Consider the following 22,359-nt stretch of genomic DNA (forward strand, 5'->3'; position numbering starts at 1 on the left):
TAACCAAGTCGTCACTGGTAGGTTGCCGGCGCTATGCACCTGAGCGAAATTACTCATCCGAACCAACTGCACGGATTATCCATCCATCAGCTCAATCAAATTGCTCGCCAGATTCGTGATAAACATCTGGAGACGGTGGCAGCTAGCGGGGGACATTTGGGTCCTGGTTTGGGAGTTGTAGAACTGACTTTGGCCCTGTACCAGACCTTAGATCTTGACCGAGACAAGGTGATCTGGGATGTAGGGCACCAAGCCTATCCCCATAAACTGATTACCGGGCGCTTTGATCGCTTCCACACCCTTCGTCAGAAGGACGGGATAGCTGGGTACCTAAACCGACGCGAGAGTCATTTTGATCATTTTGGGGCGGGTCATGCGTCCACTAGCATCTCCGCAGCCTTGGGAATGGCTCTGGCGCGAGATCTCAAGGGTGAAAGCTTTAAGGTGGCTGCCGTCATTGGAGACGGTGCGTTAACAGGTGGCATGGCCCTAGAGGCCATTAACCATGCGGGCCATTTGCCAAATACCCGTCTCTTGGTGGTTTTGAACGACAACGATATGTCAATCTCACCCAATGTGGGTGCCCTTTCTAGCTATCTCAATAAGATTCGCCTGAGTCCGCCGATGCAGTTTCTGTCGGACAATTTGGAGGAGCAAATTAAGCATCTGCCCTTCATGAATGACAAGATTCCCCAGGAGCTGGTGAACCTGAAGGGGGGCATGAAGCGACTGGCGGTTTCAAAGGTGGGAGCTGTGTTTGAGGAGCTGGGCTTTACCTACATTGGCCCGGTGGACGGCCATAACCTGGAGGAGCTCATCACCACCTTTGAGTCGGCCCATAAGCATCCTGGACCGGTGCTCGTGCACGTGGCGACCACTAAGGGGAAGGGCTATGCGATCGCCGAACAGGATCAGGTGGGTTACCATGCGCAGTCGCCGTTTAACCTGGCGACGGGAAAGGCTATCCCAGCCAGTAAGCCAAAGCCGCCCAGCTATGCCAAGGTTTTTGCCCACACCCTGGTTAAAATTGCTGAAAACGACCCGCGCGTGCTGGGAATTACCGCTGCCATGGCAACGGGAACCGGCCTGGATAAACTGCAGGCAAAGCTGCCTAAGCAGTACATTGATGTCGGTATTGCCGAGCAGCATGCGGTGACCCTGGCCGCAGGGCTTGCCTGTGAGGGAATGCGGCCGGTGGTCGCGATTTATTCCACCTTTCTCCAGCGTGCCTACGATCAAATTATTCACGACATCTGTATTCAAAATTTACCGGTCTTTTTCTGCATGGATCGGGCTGGAATTGTCGGAGCCGATGGGCCTACTCATCAGGGGATGTACGACATCGCCTATCTGCGCTGTCTTCCCAACATGGTGATTATGGCACCGAAGGATGAAGCTGAGATGCAGCGGATGTTGGTTACTGGGATTAACTACATCGACGGTCCCATTGCAATGCGCTACCCCCGCGGCAGTGGATACGGGGTTCCCCTGCTTGAGGAGGGATGGGAACCCTTAGAAATTGGTCAATCAGAGGTGCTGCGCCACGGTGATGATGTCCTGCTTCTTGCCTATGGCACCATGGTTAACCCAGCGCTTCAGGCCGCTGATCTGCTCACGGAGCATGGTTTAAGCGCGGCGGTGGTGAACGCGCGGTTTGTTAAGCCCCTAGATCTGGATACCATCGCCCCCCTTGCCCAGCATACGGGCCATGTGGTCACCTTGGAAGAGGGCTGTTTACCTGGGGGCTTTGGGTCGGCCGTGTTAGAGGCGCTCATGGATCATCAGGTGGTGGTTCCAGTCACCCGCATTGGCGTGCCCGATCAGCTGGTGGAGCATGCTACTCCAGATCAAGCGAAGCAGAGTTTAGGGTTGACGGCTCCTCAGATTAGTGAGCGAATTTTGAGCGTTCTGAATAAACCGCAGCCTTCGCTAACCCATTAATCTCCTTTTTGGGGCGTTGAAAGGGCTGAGTTCTTCTCCTATGGGATGATGGGGGTTGTTCCTTAGAGGAGTATTGCGTTGAATCCTGTTTATCCCGTCACCTGGCATGGTGATCACGTTCGGCTCATTGATCAAACTCGCTTACCCGGTGAGTTTACCTACGTGGAAATTCGTCGTTCCGAGGATATGGCCTTAGCCATCCAAACCATGATTGTGAGGGGGGCTCCGGCCATTGGCGTTGCGGCAGCCTACGGGATGTATCTGGGGGCGTTAGAAATTTCGGCGGTCGATCGCGAGGCGTTTCTGGAGGCCCTGGATCGCGTGGGGGATCGGCTGGCTGCTACCCGTCCCACGGCTGTCAATTTGTTTTGGGCGATTCAGAAAATGCGCTCAGCAGCCCAAACGAGTGGCGCAGCTGTGGACCAGATCCGGCAGCTGCTGCTGGAAACAGCCCAGAGGATTGCTGCGGATGATTTGCGTACCTGTCAAGCGATTGGAGACCACGGACTGAGCGCTCTGCCCCCTACCCCTGAGAGGCTGCGTCTGCTAACCCACTGTAATGCCGGGGCCCTGGCAACGGCAGGCTATGGCACTGCTCTGGGAGTGGTTCGCTCTGCCTGGAGTGCCGGTCGCCTGGAACGGGTCTTTGCCGATGAAACTCGACCGCGTCTCCAAGGGGCAAAGCTGACCACCTGGGAATGTGTGCAGGAGGAGATTCCGGTAACCCTCATTACCGACAATATGGCCGCCCACTGTATGCAGCGGGGACTGATTGATGCGGTGGTGGTGGGAGCCGATCGAATCGCAGCCAATGGAGATGCTGCCAATAAGATTGGTACCTATAGTGTGGCTATTTGTGCCCAGGCCCATCACATTCCGTTTTTTGTGGCAGCGCCCCTCTCTACCATTGACTTTTCCCTGACCGATGGCAGTCAAATTCCCATTGAGGAACGGGACCCGGCGGAAATTTTTCAGGTGGGGTCCGTTCGCCTCTGTCCAGAGGGGGTGGAATTTTATAATCCTGCCTTCGATGTTACCCCTGCCGATCTGATCGCGGGCATTATCACTGAACATGGGGTAGTTGCTCCGGCAGACCTAGAGGCTAAACTCCGTCCCTTAGCCTAGATCCTTGGCGGAGTTATGGGTGAGGTATCCCCAAGCAATCCAATGGCGATCGCTAATAATGGATCGCTGCAATCTGCTCAGGCCTACAGCTTGGAGCTGAGACTCCACCTCCTCCAAGCGATAAGCTGCCAGCAGCGAATGATAAAAATCCCGACGGAGAAGGTCGGGTTCCCCCGCCGTATATTGCTCCACCAGGGATTGAGCTGCCTCCACCGACTCGGGCCGCAATAGGTCCATCACAAACACAGGGGTGGCGGCATGACTCCAGCGCTGGAGCGATCGCCATAGATCCAGCGGATTGGCAAGATGGTGCAGCAAGCTGTTGGAAAAAATAAAGTCGTAGCCATTGTGGGGCGGACAGTCTTGGGGAAGAAACACCTTCGAAAAGCGAATGCGACGCTTTAGATCCTCGCTCTGGATCTGTTGGCGGCCACAGTTCAGCATCGCCTCTGCTCCATCAATAGCATCCAGGGTCCAGCCAGGATAGGCCAGGGCAAACCGCCGCGCGATATCGCCGGGCCCACAGCCCAAATCCAAGGCCAGCCCCCGGGGAGGCAGTTCCGGGAAGCAGCAACACAATTGCTCAATAAAGGCCTGGTGCGGTGCCGCAAAATCCGCCGCTGAATAGGCCATAGCCTGATCATGATCGTCCATGAGTTCAGGTTCAGGAATCCGCTCCATCATGAGTCTAGCTCCGCAAGATGAAATAGGATCAAGGCTGTGGAATCCCGCTTTATAATCCCGTCACTTCCATGATGCAGGGCTGGTCCCATTCAATGACTGCCAGCTTCCGCCCCTGCTGCTTGGCTTTTAGGGCCAGGGAATAGAGCGAAGTTCCGGCGGCAATGACGGCTTCCGGGGATACATTCGCTGATTGGGCCAAGGACTGCACCGATGACCAAAACTCCGCAGGCACCGTGACCGTGACTGGCTCTGTGGATTCTGAGGAGGTGGCGTGGTCAAAAGCAGAGGGGCACATGAACTCTCAAGTCGATCAAGGGCGGCATTGCCCCACCATCATATAGCAATCTCCCTCCTGGAGGCGAACCCCCAACATTTCTGGCCGAGCTGGATCTGTGTGGGTGGCTGGCGGAGAATCGGGCTGCCTACCCGCCCGTTCGGATTTGATCTAGCCCCAAACCTCAGGGTTGCAGCTAACCCGCCTGGGCAGAAATTTCTGGCAGAGGAGCGCGTCGGGAACGCAGCATGAGTTGATTGAGACGACTCTTGAGATCCTGGGTAATGGCTTGGGCCGCGTCCTTCATGGGCCTTTGCAAATAGTGATCCATGGACATGGGTGCACCGATTCGGACCTCCACCCAGCTGCCTCGTCTAGGTACGAGGTCACTGTAGTAGAGTCCCACGGGTAGAATCTTCACGGCAGGAGCCTCTGAAGATCGACGCAGAAGCTGTCGCTGCGCCTGGAGCGCGATCCGCGCTAAGCCAGGCTTAATCCAGTTAACCTGGCGATGTTGGAAAATATCTCCTTCCCCAAAAATAACCAACGCTTCGTGATTGAGCAACAGCTCAACGCCATGGCGCAATACCTTCACTGAGGGTTCATCGGGATCAATGGCAAACCCGCCGAATTGACGAATCAACCAGCCTTGAAGTCCCTGCATTTCGTTACAGCTGACCATGTACCGTAAATCTCGACCCGTGGCGGGTCTCCCCATGCAGTGACCCACCACTAAGCCATCCCAGCGTGACCGATGGGTGGGAGCAATAATCAAGGGTCCGGAGGCGGGAAAATGGGACTGTCCCTGGATGGACAGGGACTTAAAAAAACTGGGTAGGACTACCCGGTTCCCAAGCGGGTAAAGCAGAGAGGTTAAAATCGGCGATATCTCAGAGGCGCAGTCAATCTGGGGAGGCGCAGGGACGGTCATCATGAAGGCTTGAAGTTCACAAAGAGACGTTACAGCGATGTTGATGACAGAATCAAACCCGGAAAATAAGTTTTCTGTCCGCGTCTTTTTCACTCTAAAAGGGGGTGAAAACTCGCCCGCGCCCCAATAGACAGAAAAACAACTGTCACAATTTTAATAACTTGACTGTTTTAACGCCGCGGGAGCACAGCCTGCTCAGCCAACCAGTAAAAAAGCCTTGAGTCAGCAAGGCTTCTGCAATCAAACACGGACTTGAATCCATATAGGATGCCAAGAGGCTGGGGGTCGAGATCTCCCCTAGCTTCTAAAAAAGCTCATCACCCAGGTGCCCACGTTTTTCGGAAGGGGGACCTCATCTCCAGGAGACATGATGCTACAGTTCACAAAATACATGCCGCTGCTGGGGTTCGTCACGTTGTCGATTACAACCTCTGCCTTTAGGCCAGCGGGAATGGGAGCAGCAGGAATGATTTCAATGACTCCGTTATCGGGGTCGACGGAAACATCAGCAACTTCAATCTCCTTGCCTTTCTTAAGACTGAAGATGCGGCTCTTGGGAGCCTGGCGCAGTTCAATATTCTCGGCGTGAATTTTTCCGTCAAAATAGCTGGGAAGGGTAATGCGAATCATGGACATGGCTACCTCTTGCCGTCCCAGACTGAGCCGCCAGCGCTCTTTTAAGTGTTTGGGGGTCCCGTACTGAAGCACGTAGCTCAGCTGCTTTTGGGGCTGGCGATCGCTTCCACCCCAGATCAAGCTAAACCCTGGATTCGTTTGCGCAGTTGAAATAACGGGCACCGCTCCAATCAAAAGCCCCGAGAAAAGAAGGGCAGACAGCGCCTTGCGAACTGAAGTGTGAGTCGGAGACATAAGCAAACAGCCAAAGATTAAAAGCGTGGAGTTAAACAGTATCCTAGCAACGCGTGGATATCTTCGCCTGAAAAGTTGTGACAATTCCTAGAATGGATTGACCCCAATTCAACTTTAAGCTAAGCAGGCAGAAAATCATCTCGGTCTCTGCAGTGGATTCTTCCATGCAGGCTATGACGAGGAATTTTGAAAAAAGTGTCCCGCAAAAATGCCGCGTCCCGCAACATTAAAGAGTTTTACCTTAACATTTCACAGCCTAGGGCAGCCCATGAGCCTAGAGTCCCACGCTCCCGTCGGGCATTAAGGCGCCGTTGAGGAGTGCCTCATAAAGATTGGTCCGGGTGAGATTCGCCTCTTGAAGATTCGCCCGGCACAGATTGGCCTTGTTCAGGTTTGCTTCCCGAAGATTGGCCTGGGTAAGGGTTGCTTCGATCAGATTGGCGCCCTTGAGATTGGCCTTGTGAAGATTGGCCTGATGCAGGGAGCTACGCATCAGGTTGGATTGGAGAAAATCTGTTTGCCGACAGGTGGCACCGGTCAAATTTGTCTCGGATAAATCCGACCGACGCACAATGGCTTTGGAGAGCTGGGCTCCCTGGAAGTTGGCTTGGTGAAAGTTGGTTTTGTAAAGGTCGGCCCCTTCCAGATTGGCCTCCAAGAGATCAGCGCCTTCAAGGGTAGCCCCAATTAAATCCACCAGGCTAAGACTGGCTCCGGTCAGCTTAACCTGGCGAAGATTGGCATTGCGCAGGTTTGTCCCGTCCAGACGACTGTGGCTGAGGTTAAGACCGTGCAGGTCAATAAATTCCAGGTTTAAACCTTGCAGATCCAGTCCTGATAAGTCGGGATACAGGTCTAAATGGTCCATTCTCCATTCATTCCAGACCTTAGAACCCTGTTTGAGGAGTGTGGCGTAGTCAGGCATGGGTCTTGTAAAGAAACTATTGTGCAGCGTGAAGGCGAAATGAATCTTGGCATAACTCACGGAACCTAAGGGGCATCTGCCCTGTCAGCCCTTGAAATTAAGCGAATCCGATGCCTCAATCCAATCTTGATCCAGCTCGGCGTTGGCCGTGACGGTTTGAACATCGTCTAGATCTTCCAGGGCCTCCATCAGGCGTACAAACTGCTGGGCCGTCTCTGGGTCCTCCAGGGTGACCGTTGACTGCGGAATCCAGCGCAGTTCGGCGTTTTCAACCAGGCATCCCGTCTGCTTGAGCGTTTGGGCTACTGTGTCTAGCTGGTTCACCTCAGTGTAAACTTCCGCGGTTGCTTCCGTAGCGAAAAATTCGTAGGAGCTGGCACCCACTTCTAACAGTAGCTCCAGTAGGGCCTCTTCTGGGGGGGGGCTTTGTAGGGTCACCACTCCCATCTGGTTAAACATCCAGCTAACGCAACCCGTTTCCCCCAGGTTCCCTGACTGCTTGCTGAAGGCGGATCGCAAATCCGCAGCCGTGCGATTGCGGTTATCCGTCATGGCTTCAATCAGGACCGCGACCCCGCCCGGACCGTATCCTTCGTAGCGAATTTCTTCCCAGTCATCGCCGTCTTGCCCCCACTGTCCAGAGCCTTTCGCGATGGCTCGATCAATGTTTTCGTTAGGGATGCCCGCTGCCTTAGCCTTTTCGATGGCGGAGCGCAGTTGAAAGTTAGCATCGGGATCGGGCAATCCGTGACGAGCCGCCACAATGATGGCCCGTGATAGCCGTGCGAAAACCTGGCCTTTTTTGGCATCGACCCTTGCCTTTTGTCGTTTGATATTTGCCCATTTACTATGGCCAGCCATCCTGAAATCTCCGATGTTTTCAGGTCTAGTTTACTGAAATCCGGAATACCCTCTAGGTGTAATTATCCAATCTCCATAGCGTCGGGTGCTTTGATTGCCAATGAGCACCAGCGTTAGCATATCGACATCCAAGGTGTGGAGTTGGCTGAGGGTTGAATATTGCTGGGATTCCTGATCTCGATAGGCTGCCCGCACGGCAGCCACTGGGGTGTCTGGATCCCGGTGCGCCAGGAAAATATTCTGGGCTTGCTGAAGCTGGGTCTGGCGGGTTTTGGATTTGGGGTTGTAGAGCGCGGTGACAAAGTCGGCGGTGGCAGCTGCTTCCAGGCGCTGCTCGATCACCGGCCAGGGCGTCAGCAGGTCACTGAGGCTAATGGCGCAGAAGTCATGCATGAGTGGGGTTCCCACCCGAGCCGCAGCGGCCTGAAGGGCGGATATGCCTGGGAAGATTTCCAGCCCTGGCGCCTGGCCGTCCCATCGCTGAGTTTCTAACTCCTCCATGACCAGGCCGGCCATGCCGTAAATCCCTGCGTCTCCGGAGGAAACCACAGCTACCTGCAGTCCCCACTGGGCAAGGGTCACGGCTCGTTTTGCTCGGGCCTGTTCCTGGGTGATCGCCGAGCCTTCAATAATTTGCCCGGGGCGAAACCGCGATCGCACTAAATCCAGGTAGAGGGTGTAGCCGATGACCACGTCTGCTTGGGTAATGGCGCTCTGGGCGGCGGGGGTCATTTGATCGATCTGGCCGGGTCCGCAGCCCACGAGCCAAAGCTGGCCTGGGCGTCCAATCCATTCTCGGCTGGCCTGGGCAATGGCTACGGTCACCGCGCCAGATTCCCCAGGTTGTCGAAAGATTTGCTTAGGGGCAAGCAGACGGGGGGGGGGATCCGTCAATCCCTGGGAAGCTTGCTGGGCGGCCTGGAGGGCTGCGGCCTCAGCAACGCTGGGGGTTCCCACGGCTTGGGTGACGATGGGGGAGGGATTGGGGACGGCGATGGCGGCTAGGGTGTCGGCGCTGAAGCATTGCAACGGCCAGTGATGATCTGCGCAGACCTGCTGTAACCCCGCCTCATCTTGTTTGAGATCCAGGCTTGCAACCCCGGCGATCGCCTGGGGATGCAGCCGGTGATCGGCCAGGACAGATTCCATGGCCTGGTGAATCAGGGCGGCGGAACTGCCCCGTTCGCAGCCGACTCCAATCCACAGCACCCGAGGGTACCAGGCGACTGTGGGACCGGGCAAAGGCGGGGCGGGTTGGCAGTGGATCCACACAATGGCGGCCGGGGTCGCAGAAGCGTCGGGATCGCCTGGGTCGTTTAGGGGATGGGACGTGGGCAAGGTGGATCTCCACAGTTGCGATCCGGCCAGTTGCTGCACTTGGACCGGTTGTCCTCTCGCAATGGCCGCACTGACCTCAAGCCAATCTCCTTCTCCGCGATGCCATCCAAAGGGCCGTCCCAGGGTATCTAGGCCGGGCCATTGGGCACAGGCCGAAGCGCCGGTGAGGATGGGCTGTGCCTGGAGCAGGGCGCCCACCGTTTGCGCTAGCTGATCGGCCCCGCCCTGGTGTCCTCCACACACGCTGAGGACGTGGCGGCCCTGGGCATCTACCACTAAAACGGCTGGGTCGGTGGCCTTATCGCGCAGGAGCGGGGCAATGAGCCGCACCGTGGCCCCCAGGGCAAGCCCAAAAATTACCCCGCGTACTTGGGGCCATTGGGCTTGCAAATGATCTCGCAGGGACCCGCGATAGGCTTGGGTGTGGGGAAGCGGCCCGAGGCTGGCGGGAACCCAGAGGGTCAAAAGGCCATTTTGACTCAGGGGGGTGAGAGTTCGAGCCGCCTGTGCTGTGGTTGCGATCGCAATGAGCGGCTGAAAATTCTCAAACTGGCGCATGGAGGAGGAGTAAGAAAACAGGAAGGATGGTGCGAAGGATCTTGCGAAGGCGCAGGAGGGTTGCGGCACGATGTAGCTTGGGAGACAGGCGAGCCGGAATCTCCTCCCGCGGTGGCCCCAGCGCCTCCTGCAATTGAGCATAGCTGGCCGCTGTCATGGGGCTTCCATCCAGGGGCGATCGCGCCTCCAGGATGACTTGCGTTTGTAAAATCTCTTCGGGAATATCGGGGGTGGGGTGGGGCGATGCGTTCAAGGATTGGGCGAGTGCGACGGCATTGAAGCGGGTGAACAGTCCGCTCAGTCCTAAAAGGATTCCCCAGTGCTGGCGCGGATTTGGTGAAAACATCTGACGGGCAGAAAAAGTCCTCAACTCCTTATTATCTGGTGCAGGCGTAAAAAAAGTGGGATAGCCTCTATCCCACTTCTTTGAACTCAGCCGCCCTAAGGTCAGCGGCGAAAGGCCAAGATCTACGGCGTAGTTGGGGACTCGGTCGCAGCCGGGGACTCAGTGGTCGCCGGAGACTCTTCAGTTGCCGGGTCCGTGGTCTCAGATCCGGAGCATGCACCCAGGATGGTGGTGAAGCTCAATGCCAAAAAAAGAGCCAATAGCTTTTTCATGATTTTCTCCTCACAAGGTAATTCGTAAAAGATGATTTCCCTGAAATCTGGATTAGTATATCGTAGTTTTTTAAATTGTTGGCGTGATCTAGAGGGGATCTCGTCGCCTTCCCTCCTCCATCATCTCCTGGCCGGTCCGATTTTTGTGCGGGAGAGGCGGGGTGAACTCTGGATGGGGCAAGGATTCCATATTTTTGAGATGCCACAAAACGGACCGATAACTGCCTAGGACTGTTGGGCTAAATATTCAAACACAGATTTATCGCCGAGGTCTGGGGGAATGGGCTGGATTAACTTGCGGAGGGCAAAAATCAGCATCAGCATGCACCATGCTCCTAACAGTCCCCCTTCAAGGGGCGCAGGGAGGAGGTTAAGCCAGTGCCCGCCCAGAAGCAGCGGTAATAGGAACGTGAGAAACTTAGTCTCCCAACGATTAAAGCAAAATGCCTCTTTGAAGAAAATACCCGTCAGGGCCACAAACACCCAGCCGCTCAGCAGCAGCGCTTCGGGGCGATCGTAAAGGGATTGCAGGAAGGGCGTTGAACTGTGGGTGGCCACCCACACAGAGCCCAGGCAGCCGATGCCCCAACAGAGTTGGAGGGCACGATGCAGCGGTTTCAAATAGATGTGAATGGTAAACAGGCTGAGGCCCAATCCCAGGCAAAAGAGGCCGTAGAGCAGCCCCAGCAGGGTGAGGCTTGCAGTCCCCAGGAGAAACCAGAGTAGCGTTCCGCTTACCAGGGCCACCGCGCTGAGGACTATGCCCCCGCGATACACCACCACGCTAAGGCGATCGCTCCGGTCCACGGTAAAGGATCCAAACTGTCCTTCGTAAATTTCTCCGGTGGGTTCAAGAAATTGCAGCATGGGAATTTTTTTCTAAAGCTGTTAACAAGCCTAGGATTACTTTAGCGCTTCTCTTCCTTCAGGGGATCAAAGACCCAGTCCACGCGATCGCCCACCTTCGCCTGCAGCCGTGATTGGGCACTACCCTGATTCACGGCAATCTCCAGCCAGCCGTGGCTTCCCCCCAGGGCTAGCAGATCGCCCACCTTAACGGTACTGTAGGCAGGATGACCCGGAATGGATCGGTGCTGAATCTCCAAGGTCCAGGGTTGGGTGGGGGGCAGATCCTCCAGGAGTGCGGCTGGCAAGTTTGTAATTAAATTGCCAAACCGATCAACGGCTTGAACCTGGCCCCTTGCGCCCTGAGGCTGGCGTGTCCAAGACAGGAGAAGAGAACGGCACAGGCTTTGGGGTAGCACCGGTTGACCCAGGCAGGACAGATCAATTCCCGCACTGAGATGGGCCGCAACGGGGGCAAAAATATCCCTCCCATGAAAGGTGCGGCTCGGCTGGGACTGATACCAGTAGGTTGGGTTATTCAGCTCCACCGCCTGCACCTGAGAGAGGGTCTTCAGCAGGGGGCTAAACACGCCGTTGTCGGGTCCCACAAACCCATAGCCTTGATGGCGCAGGGCAATTGCCCGCCGGCTGCTTCCCACGCCGGGATCGACCACCACCACGTGGATGGTCCCTTGGGGGAAATGGGCGTAGGCCATGGCCAGCTGAAAGCTGGCGCCTTGAATATCCTGGGGGGAAACATCGTGGCTGAGATCAATCACCGATGCCGCTGGGCTGATTTGGGCAATCACGCCCTTCATAATGCCCACGTAGCTATCGTGCAATCCAAAATCGGTGAGTAGGGTAATGAGGGTCAAAACTAAAACAAGCTCCACCGGACTGAAGCCTGGGAAGCGGACAAGGGCAGGCGGACTATTGCTGGAAATAGCTATCGCTGGGGATCATTATCGCTGGAAACGGTGTCGCGTCCATCGGCCCTCAGCAAACGATATTGCCCAAGCAATTCTCCCGCTCGGTCAGCCGTTACCGGTCGAGAAAATAGAAATCCTTGACCAAATTCGCACCCCAAATTTTGCAAGAGCTCCACATGCTCAGGGGACTCAATCCCCTCTGCAACAACCTCAATGGAGAGGGTATGGGCCAGGGCGATCATTGCTTGAATAATCTCATAGTTCTCGCTGTTGGGCTGCAGCCTCTGCACAAAGGATCGATCCACTTTGAGGGTATCCACGGGAAAGCGGTGGAGGTAGCTCAGGGAGGAGTACCCGGTCCCAAAGTCATCTAAACTAAAGCCAATGCCCTGATTTCGTAGGGACTGGATCAGATCAACTGCCAGATCGGTATATTCAATCAGCATGCTTTCCGTAATTTCCAGCTCCAGGCATTGAGGGGCTAAGCCCGTTTCGCTGAGGCTAAGCCGAATGTGTTCCTGGATCTGCGGATCGCGGAGCTGTTGGGGCGACAAATTGACGCATATCTGCGCTGTTGTGGCCTGGGGATAGTCGCTTTGCCAGGTTTTCATCTGGTGGCAAGCGGTTCTGAGTACCCAATATCCCAGGGGGACAATCAGCCCTGTCTCTTCTGCAATGGGGATAAAGTCTCCTGGAGAAATCATACCTTTTTGAGGATGGTGCCAGCGCACCAGGGCTTCAAAGCCCACAATATGGCCCTGGCGCAAGCAGATAATGGGCTGGTAGTAAACCTCAAACTCCTGGTTTTGTATCGCCTGCCGCAGGTCATTTTCCAGGGAGAGACGGCGGGATGCGGCTTGATACATGGCGCGATTAAAAATTTCGTAGCGCGATCGCCCATTATCCTTGGCCCGATACAGGGCAATGTCCGCGTCCCGAATCAAATCCTCACTGGACTCGTAGTCTGGGTTGCCCAGGACCACGCCAATGCTGGCGCTGGTATACAGCTGATGGGATTCCAGCTGAATGGGTAGATTTAACTGATCCAGCAGCCGTTCCACCACCTGGATCACCTCTTCTAGGGCCTGAAACTCCTCCACGAGAACCGTGAACTCATCGCCGCCGAGACGGGCAACGGTATCGGTTTCTCGCACAGCATTGCGGAGAATAGTTGCGATCGCAATGAGGAGTTGATCTCCCACCTGATGCCCTAGGCTGTCGTTAACCACCTTAAAGCGATCCAGGTCAATAAACAGCAGGGCAAACCTATGGTCTTCATGGCGCTTGAGTCGCTTCAGACAGTGATCGACCCGGTTGAAAAAGGCGCTGCGATTCAGCAGCCCGGTCAGTTCGTCGTGAAGTGCTGCAAAGCGGAGCTGACGTTCGGCCTGCTTGCGATCGGAGATATCTCGGATCATCATTAGCACCTCTTGATCGCCAATGGCAATGATGCGGGCCTCTTCCTCGATCACTTTCCCTTGGAGTTCGATTTGATATTCGTAGACCTGAAGCTGACGGGTGGTCAGGGCCCGCTGAATGTAAAACAAGCGCTCCGCCACTTTTTCCGGGGGCAGCACATCCTGAATTTTGCCTCCCCGGCCCCCGATTCCTGGCTCACTGGGGCTGTCCATGAAGGAGAACACCTGTTTATAGGTCCCATCGGCTTGAATGCGGAGGAGCAGATCAGGGATAGCCTGAAGTAGGGCGCGATTGGTGGCTTCGCTATCGCGAAGAACCCTCTCTGCGGTTCGACGTTCCGTAATATCCTCAGAGAAGCACAGCAAGTATTTCGGATCCCCGGAATCGCTAAAGACCGGAACCTTAACCGTATACAGATAGCGCTGGCCCAGGTGAGGGCTTTCGATAGCTTCCACGGGCACGCTGACAATTTGTTGAGAGGTGACTGCCGTCCGATCCTCTTGCTCAAAAAAGTCTGCCTCGGGCTGCGGGAACAAATCATGGACGGTTTTGCCCAGCGTCTGGGAGGCCGGGAGACCAAACAGAGTTTCGCTGGTTTGGTTCCACAGCATAAATTGCCCAAACCGATCCGGTGTGGCATCTTTGACAAACACCGCCACCGGCAGGTGGTTAATGACGTTATCTAGAAAGTTGCGGGTTTCGAGAATCTCCTGCTCGGCCCGCTTGCGATCGCTGATATCTCGTTGAATCGCCACCCAATGGGTATACCAGTTGGATTCGTTGGCCACCGGACTAATGTTTAGCTCTACCCAGTATTCTGACCCATCCTTGCGGTAGTTCAGCAGCTCACCGCGAAAGGGTTGCCAATGCTCCAGGGCTTGACGCAGCTGATTGAGCGTGGCGCGATCTGACCGGGGTCCCTGGAGGATTCTTGGGGTTTTACCCTTCACCTCCGCCAAACTGTACCCGGTCGCCTGGCAAAAGGCTTCATTGACGTAAACAATCTCAGGTCCGGTTTCATCAATGGGTTCTGCTGCCGTGATCAGCACCGCATCGCTGGCATTGGCAATCGCCGCTTCTAGCAGCCGCAGCCGCTCATCGGTGCGCTTGCGGTCGGTAATGTCCCGCATAAAGCAATAGTGCCCGTCCCATGCTCCATCCGCATTCACCGATTTCACCAGCAGAATCTGCTTATAGAAGCGGGTGCCATCTTTACGCAGCGCCTGCAGTTCCTTTTCTGCCCGCCCCGTTTCCAGCATCTGTCGGTAGGTCGCCAGGGCCAGGGCATAATCTCCCTGGGGCACCGTCTGGGTCCAGGGGCGGCCCACGAGCTCCTCCGGCTCATAGCCAAGCAGCCGGGCATAGTCCTGACGAACCATGACAAAGTTTCCCTCGGTGTCGAGCTTGGAGATGCCGCTCATGGCATTTTCAACAGCAATTCCCAACTGTTCAATGGATTCACTCGCAACCTTGCGCGCGGTGATGTCAGAGTAATATTCAATGCGCCCCCCGGCGTAGAGGCCTGACTCAATGGGCTGGCTCAGGTGCTCCAGCCAGCGCTCCTGACGATGGTCTCCGGCCAGCACGTGGCACTCAAAGTTTTCGATGTAGGTGTTATTCTCGTAGGTGGCCAGGACCTTCTCTTGGAACCGCTGTGGATTGGCGAAGAGATGACACAGTTGAGTTTGAATCAGATCCTTTTTGGGTTTGCCAATCAGCGCTCGGCGCTCCAGTCCAAAAAAGGTCTCCAGGGCCTGATTCATCCAAACAATCCGGAAGCTTGCATCTAGAATAAACATGCCAACGGTGGATTTTTCCAGCACATCGTTGGTCAGGGAGCTAAACTTCGCTTCACTCTTCTTTAAGGCAGCCACAGCCTGCACCCGTTCTGTAATATCTTCGGCCAGGCACAGAAGAAAGGGTGGATGATGGGTATTTCCGGGAATAGGAACCTTGAGGGTGTGGAGACTGCGAGGTCCCAGGCTGTGGCTCAGAATTTTCTCCTCGGGAATGTCAATAATCTGTCCCTGGGCCATGGCCTCACGATCTTTTTGTTCGTAAACCCTGGCCTGCTCCGGGGGAAAAAGATCCCAACCGCTTTTTCCAATGAGCTGCTCTCTGGGAAGCCCAAAGAGCCCCTCGCAGGCCGGGTTAACCAGGGTCAGCTGGCCAAAACGTTCCGCGCTGGCATCCTTGATAAAAAGTGCCATGGGGAGATGCTCAATAATTCCCTCCAGGAAGGCCTGGGTTTGGGTCAGCTCCTGGGTCTGCTGTTGCCGCTCGGTAATTTCTAGCCGCAGTTTGTGGTTGGTCTGAGAGAGCTCCAGGGTGCGTTTGCGAACCTGGCGCTCCAGGTACCGATTGAGCTGCTGTCGCTCCAGTTCGAGCTGCTTTCTTTCCGTAATATCATGGGCGGTGGCATAGATCAGCTCATCCTCCACCGAAGCGATCGCATTCCAGAGAAACCAGCGAATCTGACCATCCTTGCTCCGATACCGATTTTCAAATTCCTTAACCCGCTCACCTTGTCTCAGGGCTTGAGCTGCAGCTAGCGTTGAGGCGTGATCTTGACTCTGTACAAACTCGATAAAGGGGCGTCCGAGCAGCTCATGGGTTTCATATCCCAGGGCAAGGGTCCAGGCTGGATTCACGCGCTTGAACATGCCATCAAACCCGGCAATGCAGTTCAGGTCCGGGGACTCTGAAAAGAACTGCTCGCTCTGTCGCATTAAATCTTGAATTTGAGTCACATCCGCTGCGGTACCCGTGACGCCGAGCACGCTTCCAGCCTCATCCTGAATCCGCACCGCCCTGAATTGGAGCCAGACCATCCGTCCCTGTCTCCCTTTATGGCTAATCTTAAGCTGCTGATAGGACTCTGCCGCCATCACTCGCTTCAAAAACTGCTGCATTTGCAGGGCGATGGACTCGGGTTGAAACTCTAGAAAGGACTGACCCATCAGCGCTTCGGGAGTCTGACCATAAATTTCGCTGCAGGCGGAATTTATGAAGGTGATCTTGCCCTCTCGATTAACGCTCCAGATTAGGTCCTGACTGGCTTCTACTAGGGTTCGATACTGAGTTTCCCGATCTCGCAACTGCGCCTGGATTTGACGCATTGCCTGAATTTGTCGACGGATATACAGGCGCCACACTGAAACCACCATCAATCCCAGGATCAGCGCCACTAACAGCCCAGAAATTATCCATTCATAGACCCAATGGCTGTGCTCAGCGCCGTACCATTGCAGATAGAGACGGCGGTATTCCGGCGACGCTAGAAATTCCCTGACGCCTTGGTTTAAGCGATTCACTAAGGCTGGGTTGTCTGGGCGAACGGCGATGGCTTGCTTGATTTCCTGGAGCGGCGGTTCCAGGGTTTTAAGGCGATCTTCAAGGCCCATACCGCGGGCAATGGCCTTCAACCTGGGTTCAGCATAAACCAGGGCATCCACTTCGCCGGAGAGCAGCGCAAACAGCGCTGATTCAGCCTGATCATAAATCACCAGGTTCAGCGGCTGGTTTTGGAGCAGCTGCAGTCCCGCACTTTCCCGCACAACCGCGATGGACAGGTTGTCCAAGTCTTGAAAGCGCTCTAGCTTGCTGGACTCTCGGACAAAGGGAACAACCTGAAAGGTTTCCAGGGGGGCACTAAAGCTGAATTCTGCGGCCCGTGTCTCGGTAATCCCAAGGTTAGGGATCACATCGACCTCCCCAGAACGGAGCGCTTCAATCACCTCGGCCCAGCTTTGCTTCGTTACGTAGGTGACCTGGAGGTCTGTCCGTTCTGCAATGGCGTTCATCACCTCAATGGCAAAACTCTGAGGAGCCTGTTCTGTGGTGACTTGAGACTGGGGGGGAGGATTTTGCACAATGGCTGCGCTAATCTCAGCCGGGCTCGATGGCTGACCCCAAGCCAGCGTTGCGCCAATAGCTAGCGAAGACAACCAGCAAAAACAAAATAATCCCCAAAGGAACAGGCGGCTTCTTCTTTTGAAAGTTGCGGAGGCGGACATAACAGCGTAGTTCCTGGGTGAAGCATGGCGAGCTCGGAGCAGCTATCCTTAGGCGGTTAAAATGTAGAGCTTTTAAGTTTATTCGCGTCTAATTTTACTTCGCGTCACTGAGATAAATCCTGCCCAAAACTCATCCAAACGTTGACCTCTAGGCGGTTGATCTTGAGGGACTCTAACCCTGTTTCAGGGGGGATGCCCATTCCGACGCTTCCGTCTCTAGAGCACGAGGTTTTAGTGTTTAGTTTACCCAGTTTTTTAAGCAGCACACCTATCAGCCCAGGCAATGGGTTGTCTCCTAAGCTGGGGGGTAATTTATTTTTTTGTAAAGTAAAACGGTGGCCTATTTTTCTATGTGAAAATATAAACAGTCTGGCTGATGTTATTTCTGTTTTATGCGGGTATGAGGAGCTTAATTTTTCTGGCGGACGCCTTCTAGAACCCAGATCCTGGCTGCTGCAAAAAGTCTTGCTCTGCTGGTGTATTGGGGCGTCCCAGGATGGAGTTGCGATGGGGAAAGCGACCAAATCGCCGGATGACCTCGGCATGTTTTTGGGCATAGCGAAGGGCATCGCTGCTTGGCAGATGATTCTTAAGTCCTTGCCAGAGCTGGAGGCTCAATTGCTGGTCGCTCCAGGCCTCACTGTGCTCAAAGGGCAGGTAAATAAACCAGCGCTGCACGGGCAGCAGCCGTTGATCAAACTGCTGTTCGAGGGCCTGTTGCGCGATCGCTCGGGCCTTGGAGTCTGCGGTAAAGGCCTGGGGCTGGCCCCGGTAGAGATTGCGCGAAAACTGGTCTAAGACAATCAGGAGGGCTAGAGATCCCTCAGGGTGATCGCCCCAGAAATCCAGTTGCCCCGCCATGGCTTGATGGTGAACGGCCAGAAAGCGATCGCGGATGCTTTGGTCAAAATCTGGATTCTTCATAAACCAGAATTTACGGGGCTGGCCGTAATCGGGTGATCCTGGATCACCAAACCAAAAGTCTAAAATCGCTTGGGGCGAAGCGGCTGGGACCGTGGAGGAATGGATCATGATCTGACTCTATCGAAATTCTTCGCAGTACACCAGCCAGCACTGCAAACTTAGCTGGGGGTGTAGCGGAGCGCGACCACAAAGAGCAGTCTACATGGTTTTTGTATAGTGTAGACATGCTAAACATGACCTGGAAATTCAAGCTAGAACCAACCGCTGAGCAGATTTCAGAGTTGAGCACATTCTGGATGGGGGCCGCAATGTCTGGGCCGCAATGTCTGGAACTTTGCCCTGCGGGAGTGCAAAGACTGGCTCGATTCTCGCAAGTCACCCGTGAATGCTTGTTTGATTCAGCAAGCGTTTATCTGGTCAGCGGATGCGCCCTTCCCTAGGTGTGCTCGGCAGTGCAAGTCGTTAACCGCAGCAACGGCCGATTTCCCTAGGCTCAAGACCGTGAATGCTCAGGTGCTTCAGCAAGGTCTCAGGAAGCTCGATGGCGCGTGGAGGGGATGGGGCGGGGACTGGGGCGGGGACTGGGGTTACTCCGTCTGGCTGTCACCTGTTGAAGCAGGAAATCTTTGGGGCGACCCCAGGAATCTCTCTCTATACCGGAAAGTTCAACCTGACAGGTCAGAGGGAGAGGATGTCAATCAACGCGATCGAGGCGTGTGACCTTCGGATCGAGAATCTTTTGCCCGACTCCCGCAAACTTTACCGCCAAACAAATCTTATTGCCAGCCCCAAAGACGTGGGTGACCTCCCCCAGGCCAAAACCCTTGTGTAGAAGGCGATCGCCCACCCCCCAATCCTGAGCGTGGGTATTGGGGTGGGGAGACACCGGTGGCGATGGCGCCGCCATGTTCGGGGGCCGCTTGGGAATGGCTAAGGGAGATCGAGCCTCAAGTTGTTCCTTGGGCAACTCTGACAGGAACAGCGAGGGCATGGCAGGTTCGCGAGATCCATAGAGTCGTCGTTCCCTGGCATGGGAAATAAACAGCTGATCCTGGGCGCGGGTGATGCCAACGTAGCACAGCCGTCGTTCCTCTTCCAGGGCCGCAGCATCGTCAAGGGATCGAAAATTCGGGAACAGCCCCTGTTCCAGGCCCACGAGAAACACAATGGGAAACTCTAAACCCTTGGCGGAATGGAGGGTCATCAGTGACACCGTGGAGGATTCCTCCAGGTTGTCAAGGTCCGAGGCCAGGGCGGTGCTTGCTAAAAAGGCCGTCAGGGAAGGGTCTCCGTTTTCCTCCGCAAACTGGATTGAGGCGTTGTACAGCTCCTGGACGTTCCGCAGGCGATCGTCGGCCTCCTCTGTACCCTGGGCTTTCAAGCTATCCACGTAGCCCGACTGCTCTAGGATGCCCTGAATAATCTCCGCTCCAGCCTGGGTTTCGTGGGCTGTGTGCCAGTGCTGAATCATCTGGGCGAAGTTTAAAATTGATTTGGCACTGCGACCCGCGAGGGTCTTGACCGAGGTGTCATCGCGAATAATTTCCCACAGGGGCACCCCCAACTCCTGGGCGGCGCTACTGAGGCGGTCCAGGGTGGTTTTGCCAATGCCGCGGCGGGGAACGTTGATAATTCGCTGCAGACTCACCGAATCAGCAGGATTCATCACCAGGCGGAGATAGGACAGCACATCCTTAATTTCACGGCGATCGTAAAACTTGAGGCCCCCCACCACCGTGTAGGGAATGTTCCAGCGCACCAGCATGTCTTCAAAGGCACGGGATTGGGCATTGGTCCGGTACAAGATCGCAAAATCGCCCCAGGTGATCTCGGGATGCTGCATCTCCAGGTTGCGGATCTGCTCGACTACAAATTCTGCCTCGTGAAGCTCATCATCGGCGCGGAAGCAGGTAATCGGCTCCCCGGCTCCCCGCGTCGGCTTCAAAATTTTGTCAATGCGCTCGGTATTGTTTTCAATCAGTTCGTTTGCCGTTTGCAGGATGGTTTCCGTAGATCGGTAATTGTCCTCTAGCTTGACCATGGTGCGAGTGTCGTCATCCGGGAGCCCATCGCCAAAGTCCTTCTGGAAATCCATCAGAATTGTGAAGTCTGCGGCCCGGAAGGAATAAATGGACTGATCCGCATCTCCAACGACGAACACCGAGCGATAGTTCCAACCCTGGAACTGTTGGGGATGCACCCCGTTAGTGGCCAGCATCTGAATCAGCTCATACTGCGTGCGATTGGTGTCTTGATATTCATCCACGAGCAAATGATGGAACTGTCGATGCCAGTAATCCAAAATAGCGTCGTTCTGCCGCAACAGATCTACCAGAATCCGGATCAGATCATCAAAATCGAGGGCATTATTGGCCGCTAAGGCATCCTGATAGAGATTGTAGACATTGGCAATGACCCGGCCTCGATAATTAGGCTGACTGGCTTCGTAGTCTTCGGGGCCTAATCCCTGATTTTTGGCGTTGCTGATCGCAAATCGAACCGATCGCGGCTGAAATTTACGATCGTCTAGGTTCAGCTGCTTGACAATAATGTCCTTCATCAGCCCCTGGACATCCGATTCATCAAAAATAGAAAAATTGCGTTGCCACTGTCGTCCCTGGCCGTCCTTAAACTTTTCAATATCCAGCCGCAAAATCCGGGCGCAAAGGCTGTGGAAGGTGCCAATCCACAGGTGTTTGGTAATGGTTTTGTAAACCCGCGATCGCAGCTTGGTTTGCTCGTAGGGCGATAGCAAATCCAGCGCCTTTCCGCCGTCCTCCAAGGCTAGTCTTTCTGCGAACAGTCGCTCAATGCGCTCCTTCATTTCCTTGGCGGCCTTATTGGTAAAGGTAACCGCAAGAATGTTTTCTGGTGCAACCCGATGGGTGAGCACCAGGTTGGCAATGCGAAAGGTGAGCGCTCGGGTCTTGCCTGACCCTGCCCCAGCGACCACCAGCAGCGGACCGCAGAAATGCTCCACAGATCGGCGCTGAGAGGGGTTGAGATGACTCAAAAAATCAGGATCAGCAGGCATAGGAACAGCGATCGCAAGAAGCAACGTACCGATTCTATCCTTTTGCCTGGATCCTGTAGGGTTCGATTTTCCTAGAAGCTAAGTTTGAGAGCGCTCACGGGTACCTCGTCCCAAGACTCAACGGTGCGCATGCGGACGGTCCACCCTGCCGCTCTCTGACTATCGGTGAGATTATTTACAAAGGACTGATGACAATCCTGGGCTTGGGATTGATCATGACAGGCGATGCAGGCGTAGAGTAACCCTGAGGGATCTAGCTGCTCGTTGACCCAAATCGTTCCGGACGGTGCCATCTTTTTCTCCCTTGGTGCGGTTACACCACGTGCAGTTCGATTCCTCCAGTTTAGAACGACCTCCTCGAGCAATCAAAATTCTGGCAACGTGAATTCACAAAAAATCACCCTTGAGTTAGCCCTCTACTAAGGCTGAAATCCTCAAGACTTCAGCACGCTCAAAGGTGATTTTTTGATGGATCAATGACGTCAGGGTCAGCAGTCGGGACGCGGGTTCACTGGCCTAGTAAGCTAGACCCATACTGCGAGTCGTCTCAGCACCCAGATAAACTCGAATGCTCAGGAAGTCAGTGGGACAGGCAGTCTCGCATCGTTTGCAACCCACGCAATCTTCCGTCCGCGGTGAAGATGCGATTTGGCCAGCTTTGCAGCCATCCCAAGGAACCATTTCTAGAACATCCGTTGGGCAAGCACGAACGCAGTTCGTACAGCCAATGCAAGTATCGTAAATTTTGACAGAATGAGACATTAATAAAAGCTCCAATCTGAGATGAAACGGCTAACTGTCACCGTTGGATGCTTTCAAGGGTGACGGAATGTCTAGGTGCTATATCGAGATTAAGTGTACAGCAGTGTTTTTACCTACAGCACAACCGAGTCTGGAAACTTCAAACAACGTAACGATTCGTGGAAGTTCTCCTCAGCACTTGCAAAAAGTTGGAAGCGAATCATCACCGGCTGTTTCAGGGTGCCTTCCTTAGTGGTGCAGAAAAGTCGAAGGTAGCTAAAGAGCTTAGAAGGCCAGCACTCTGTCAAATTGAATCCGAGTTCTA

The 22,359-nt window shown here is 54.8% G+C and carries 18 protein-coding genes and 1 pseudogene; 3 read left to right on the forward strand and 16 right to left on the reverse strand.

Going from position 1 to position 22,359, the window contains the following annotated elements; genetic code table 11:
• Nucleotides 1-33 precede the first annotated feature (33 nt).
• Together dxs and mtnA are read left to right on the forward strand one after the other, a co-directional pair.
• Nucleotides 34-1,941, forward strand: a complete 1,908-nt coding sequence (gene dxs, locus QQ91_RS08480; RefSeq protein ID WP_166281529.1) for a 1-deoxy-D-xylulose-5-phosphate synthase — start codon at nt 34-36, stop codon at nt 1,939-1,941.
• A gap of 78 nt (nt 1,942-2,019) precedes the next feature.
• Entirely contained in the window at nt 2,020-3,066 is a 1,047-nt protein-coding gene (gene mtnA, locus QQ91_RS08485) for an S-methyl-5-thioribose-1-phosphate isomerase (RefSeq protein WP_166281531.1), read from the forward strand.
• On the opposite strand, the gene QQ91_RS08490 is transcribed toward mtnA, so the two are convergent.
• The 12 genes from QQ91_RS08490 to QQ91_RS08545 form a co-directional block, all read right to left on the reverse strand.
• Complete coding sequence (locus tag QQ91_RS08490; RefSeq protein WP_201277380.1) at nt 3,058-3,750, reverse strand: class I SAM-dependent methyltransferase; 693 nt, start codon at nt 3,748-3,750, stop codon at nt 3,058-3,060. The genes mtnA and QQ91_RS08490 overlap by 9 nt on opposite strands.
• 49 nt (nt 3,751-3,799) lie before the next feature.
• On the reverse strand, nt 3,800-4,045 hold the full coding sequence (locus QQ91_RS08495) for a hypothetical protein (RefSeq protein WP_166281533.1): 246 nt from the start codon (nt 4,043-4,045) through the stop codon (nt 3,800-3,802).
• Nucleotides 4,046-4,220: 175 nt separating this feature from the next.
• Nucleotides 4,221-4,958, reverse strand: coding sequence for a lysophospholipid acyltransferase family protein (locus tag QQ91_RS08500; RefSeq protein WP_236096118.1), 738 nt, complete (start codon nt 4,956-4,958; stop codon nt 4,221-4,223).
• Nucleotides 4,959-5,252: 294 nt separating this feature from the next.
• Nucleotides 5,253-5,825: a DUF2808 domain-containing protein gene (locus QQ91_RS08505; protein WP_166281535.1), complete on the reverse strand. Its 573-nt coding sequence runs from the start codon at nt 5,823-5,825 to the stop codon at nt 5,253-5,255.
• Nucleotides 5,826-6,099: 274 nt separating this feature from the next.
• Nucleotides 6,100-6,693, reverse strand: coding sequence for a pentapeptide repeat-containing protein (locus QQ91_RS08510; RefSeq protein WP_250833301.1), 594 nt, complete (start codon nt 6,691-6,693; stop codon nt 6,100-6,102).
• Between the two features lie 141 nt (nt 6,694-6,834).
• Entirely contained in the window at nt 6,835-7,611 is a 777-nt protein-coding gene (locus QQ91_RS08515; protein ID WP_166281539.1) for a YebC/PmpR family DNA-binding transcriptional regulator, read from the reverse strand.
• A 30-nt stretch (nt 7,612-7,641) separates the two neighbouring features.
• A complete protein-coding gene (gene cobJ / locus QQ91_RS08520) occupies nt 7,642-9,507 on the reverse strand; it encodes a precorrin-3B C(17)-methyltransferase (protein ID WP_166281541.1) in 1,866 nt (621 codons plus the stop codon).
• Complete coding sequence (locus QQ91_RS08525) at nt 9,494-9,853, reverse strand: hypothetical protein (RefSeq protein ID WP_166281543.1); 360 nt, start codon at nt 9,851-9,853, stop codon at nt 9,494-9,496. Before QQ91_RS08525 ends, cobJ begins: the two co-directional genes overlap by 14 nt.
• 497 nt (nt 9,854-10,350) lie before the next feature.
• Nucleotides 10,351-10,992 (reverse strand): DUF2301 domain-containing membrane protein, encoded by a 642-nt coding sequence (locus QQ91_RS08530; RefSeq protein WP_166281545.1) that lies wholly within the window; start codon nt 10,990-10,992, stop codon nt 10,351-10,353.
• 41 nt (nt 10,993-11,033) lie between these two features.
• Nucleotides 11,034-11,864: an SAM hydrolase/SAM-dependent halogenase family protein gene (locus QQ91_RS08535; protein WP_166281547.1), complete on the reverse strand. Its 831-nt coding sequence runs from the start codon at nt 11,862-11,864 to the stop codon at nt 11,034-11,036.
• 53 nt (nt 11,865-11,917) lie between these two features.
• Nucleotides 11,918-17,266, reverse strand: a complete 5,349-nt coding sequence (locus QQ91_RS08540; RefSeq protein WP_166281549.1) for a PAS domain S-box protein — start codon at nt 17,264-17,266, stop codon at nt 11,918-11,920.
• A 501-nt stretch (nt 17,267-17,767) separates the two neighbouring features.
• Nucleotides 17,768-18,367, reverse strand: a complete 600-nt coding sequence (locus tag QQ91_RS08545) for a DUF924 family protein (RefSeq protein WP_166281551.1) — start codon at nt 18,365-18,367, stop codon at nt 17,768-17,770.
• Between the two features lie 116 nt (nt 18,368-18,483).
• Between QQ91_RS08545 and QQ91_RS08550 the strand changes: the two are divergent.
• Nucleotides 18,484-18,820, forward strand: a pseudogene (locus tag QQ91_RS08550) (helix-turn-helix domain-containing protein); the annotation flags it as partial.
• Nucleotides 18,821-18,953: 133 nt separating this feature from the next.
• Here the strand turns inward: QQ91_RS08550 and pcrA are convergent.
• The 4 genes from pcrA to QQ91_RS08570 form a co-directional block, all read right to left on the reverse strand.
• Nucleotides 18,954-21,293, reverse strand: a complete 2,340-nt coding sequence (gene pcrA, locus QQ91_RS08555) for a DNA helicase PcrA (RefSeq protein WP_166281553.1) — start codon at nt 21,291-21,293, stop codon at nt 18,954-18,956.
• Between the two features lie 71 nt (nt 21,294-21,364).
• Nucleotides 21,365-21,586: a glycogen debranching protein gene (locus tag QQ91_RS08560; protein WP_166281555.1), complete on the reverse strand. Its 222-nt coding sequence runs from the start codon at nt 21,584-21,586 to the stop codon at nt 21,365-21,367.
• Between the two features lie 223 nt (nt 21,587-21,809).
• A complete protein-coding gene (psaC, locus tag QQ91_RS08565; protein WP_166281556.1) occupies nt 21,810-22,055 on the reverse strand; it encodes a photosystem I iron-sulfur center protein PsaC in 246 nt (81 codons plus the stop codon).
• Nucleotides 22,056-22,168: 113 nt separating this feature from the next.
• The coding region (locus QQ91_RS08570; RefSeq protein WP_236096119.1) for a hypothetical protein at nt 22,169-22,359 on the reverse strand (191 nt) is incomplete at its 5' end.

Source organism: Lyngbya confervoides BDU141951 (assembly GCF_000817775.3).
In the GTDB taxonomy this organism is placed as follows: domain Bacteria; phylum Cyanobacteriota; class Cyanobacteriia; order Thermosynechococcales; family Thermosynechococcaceae; genus Lyngbya; species Lyngbya confervoides.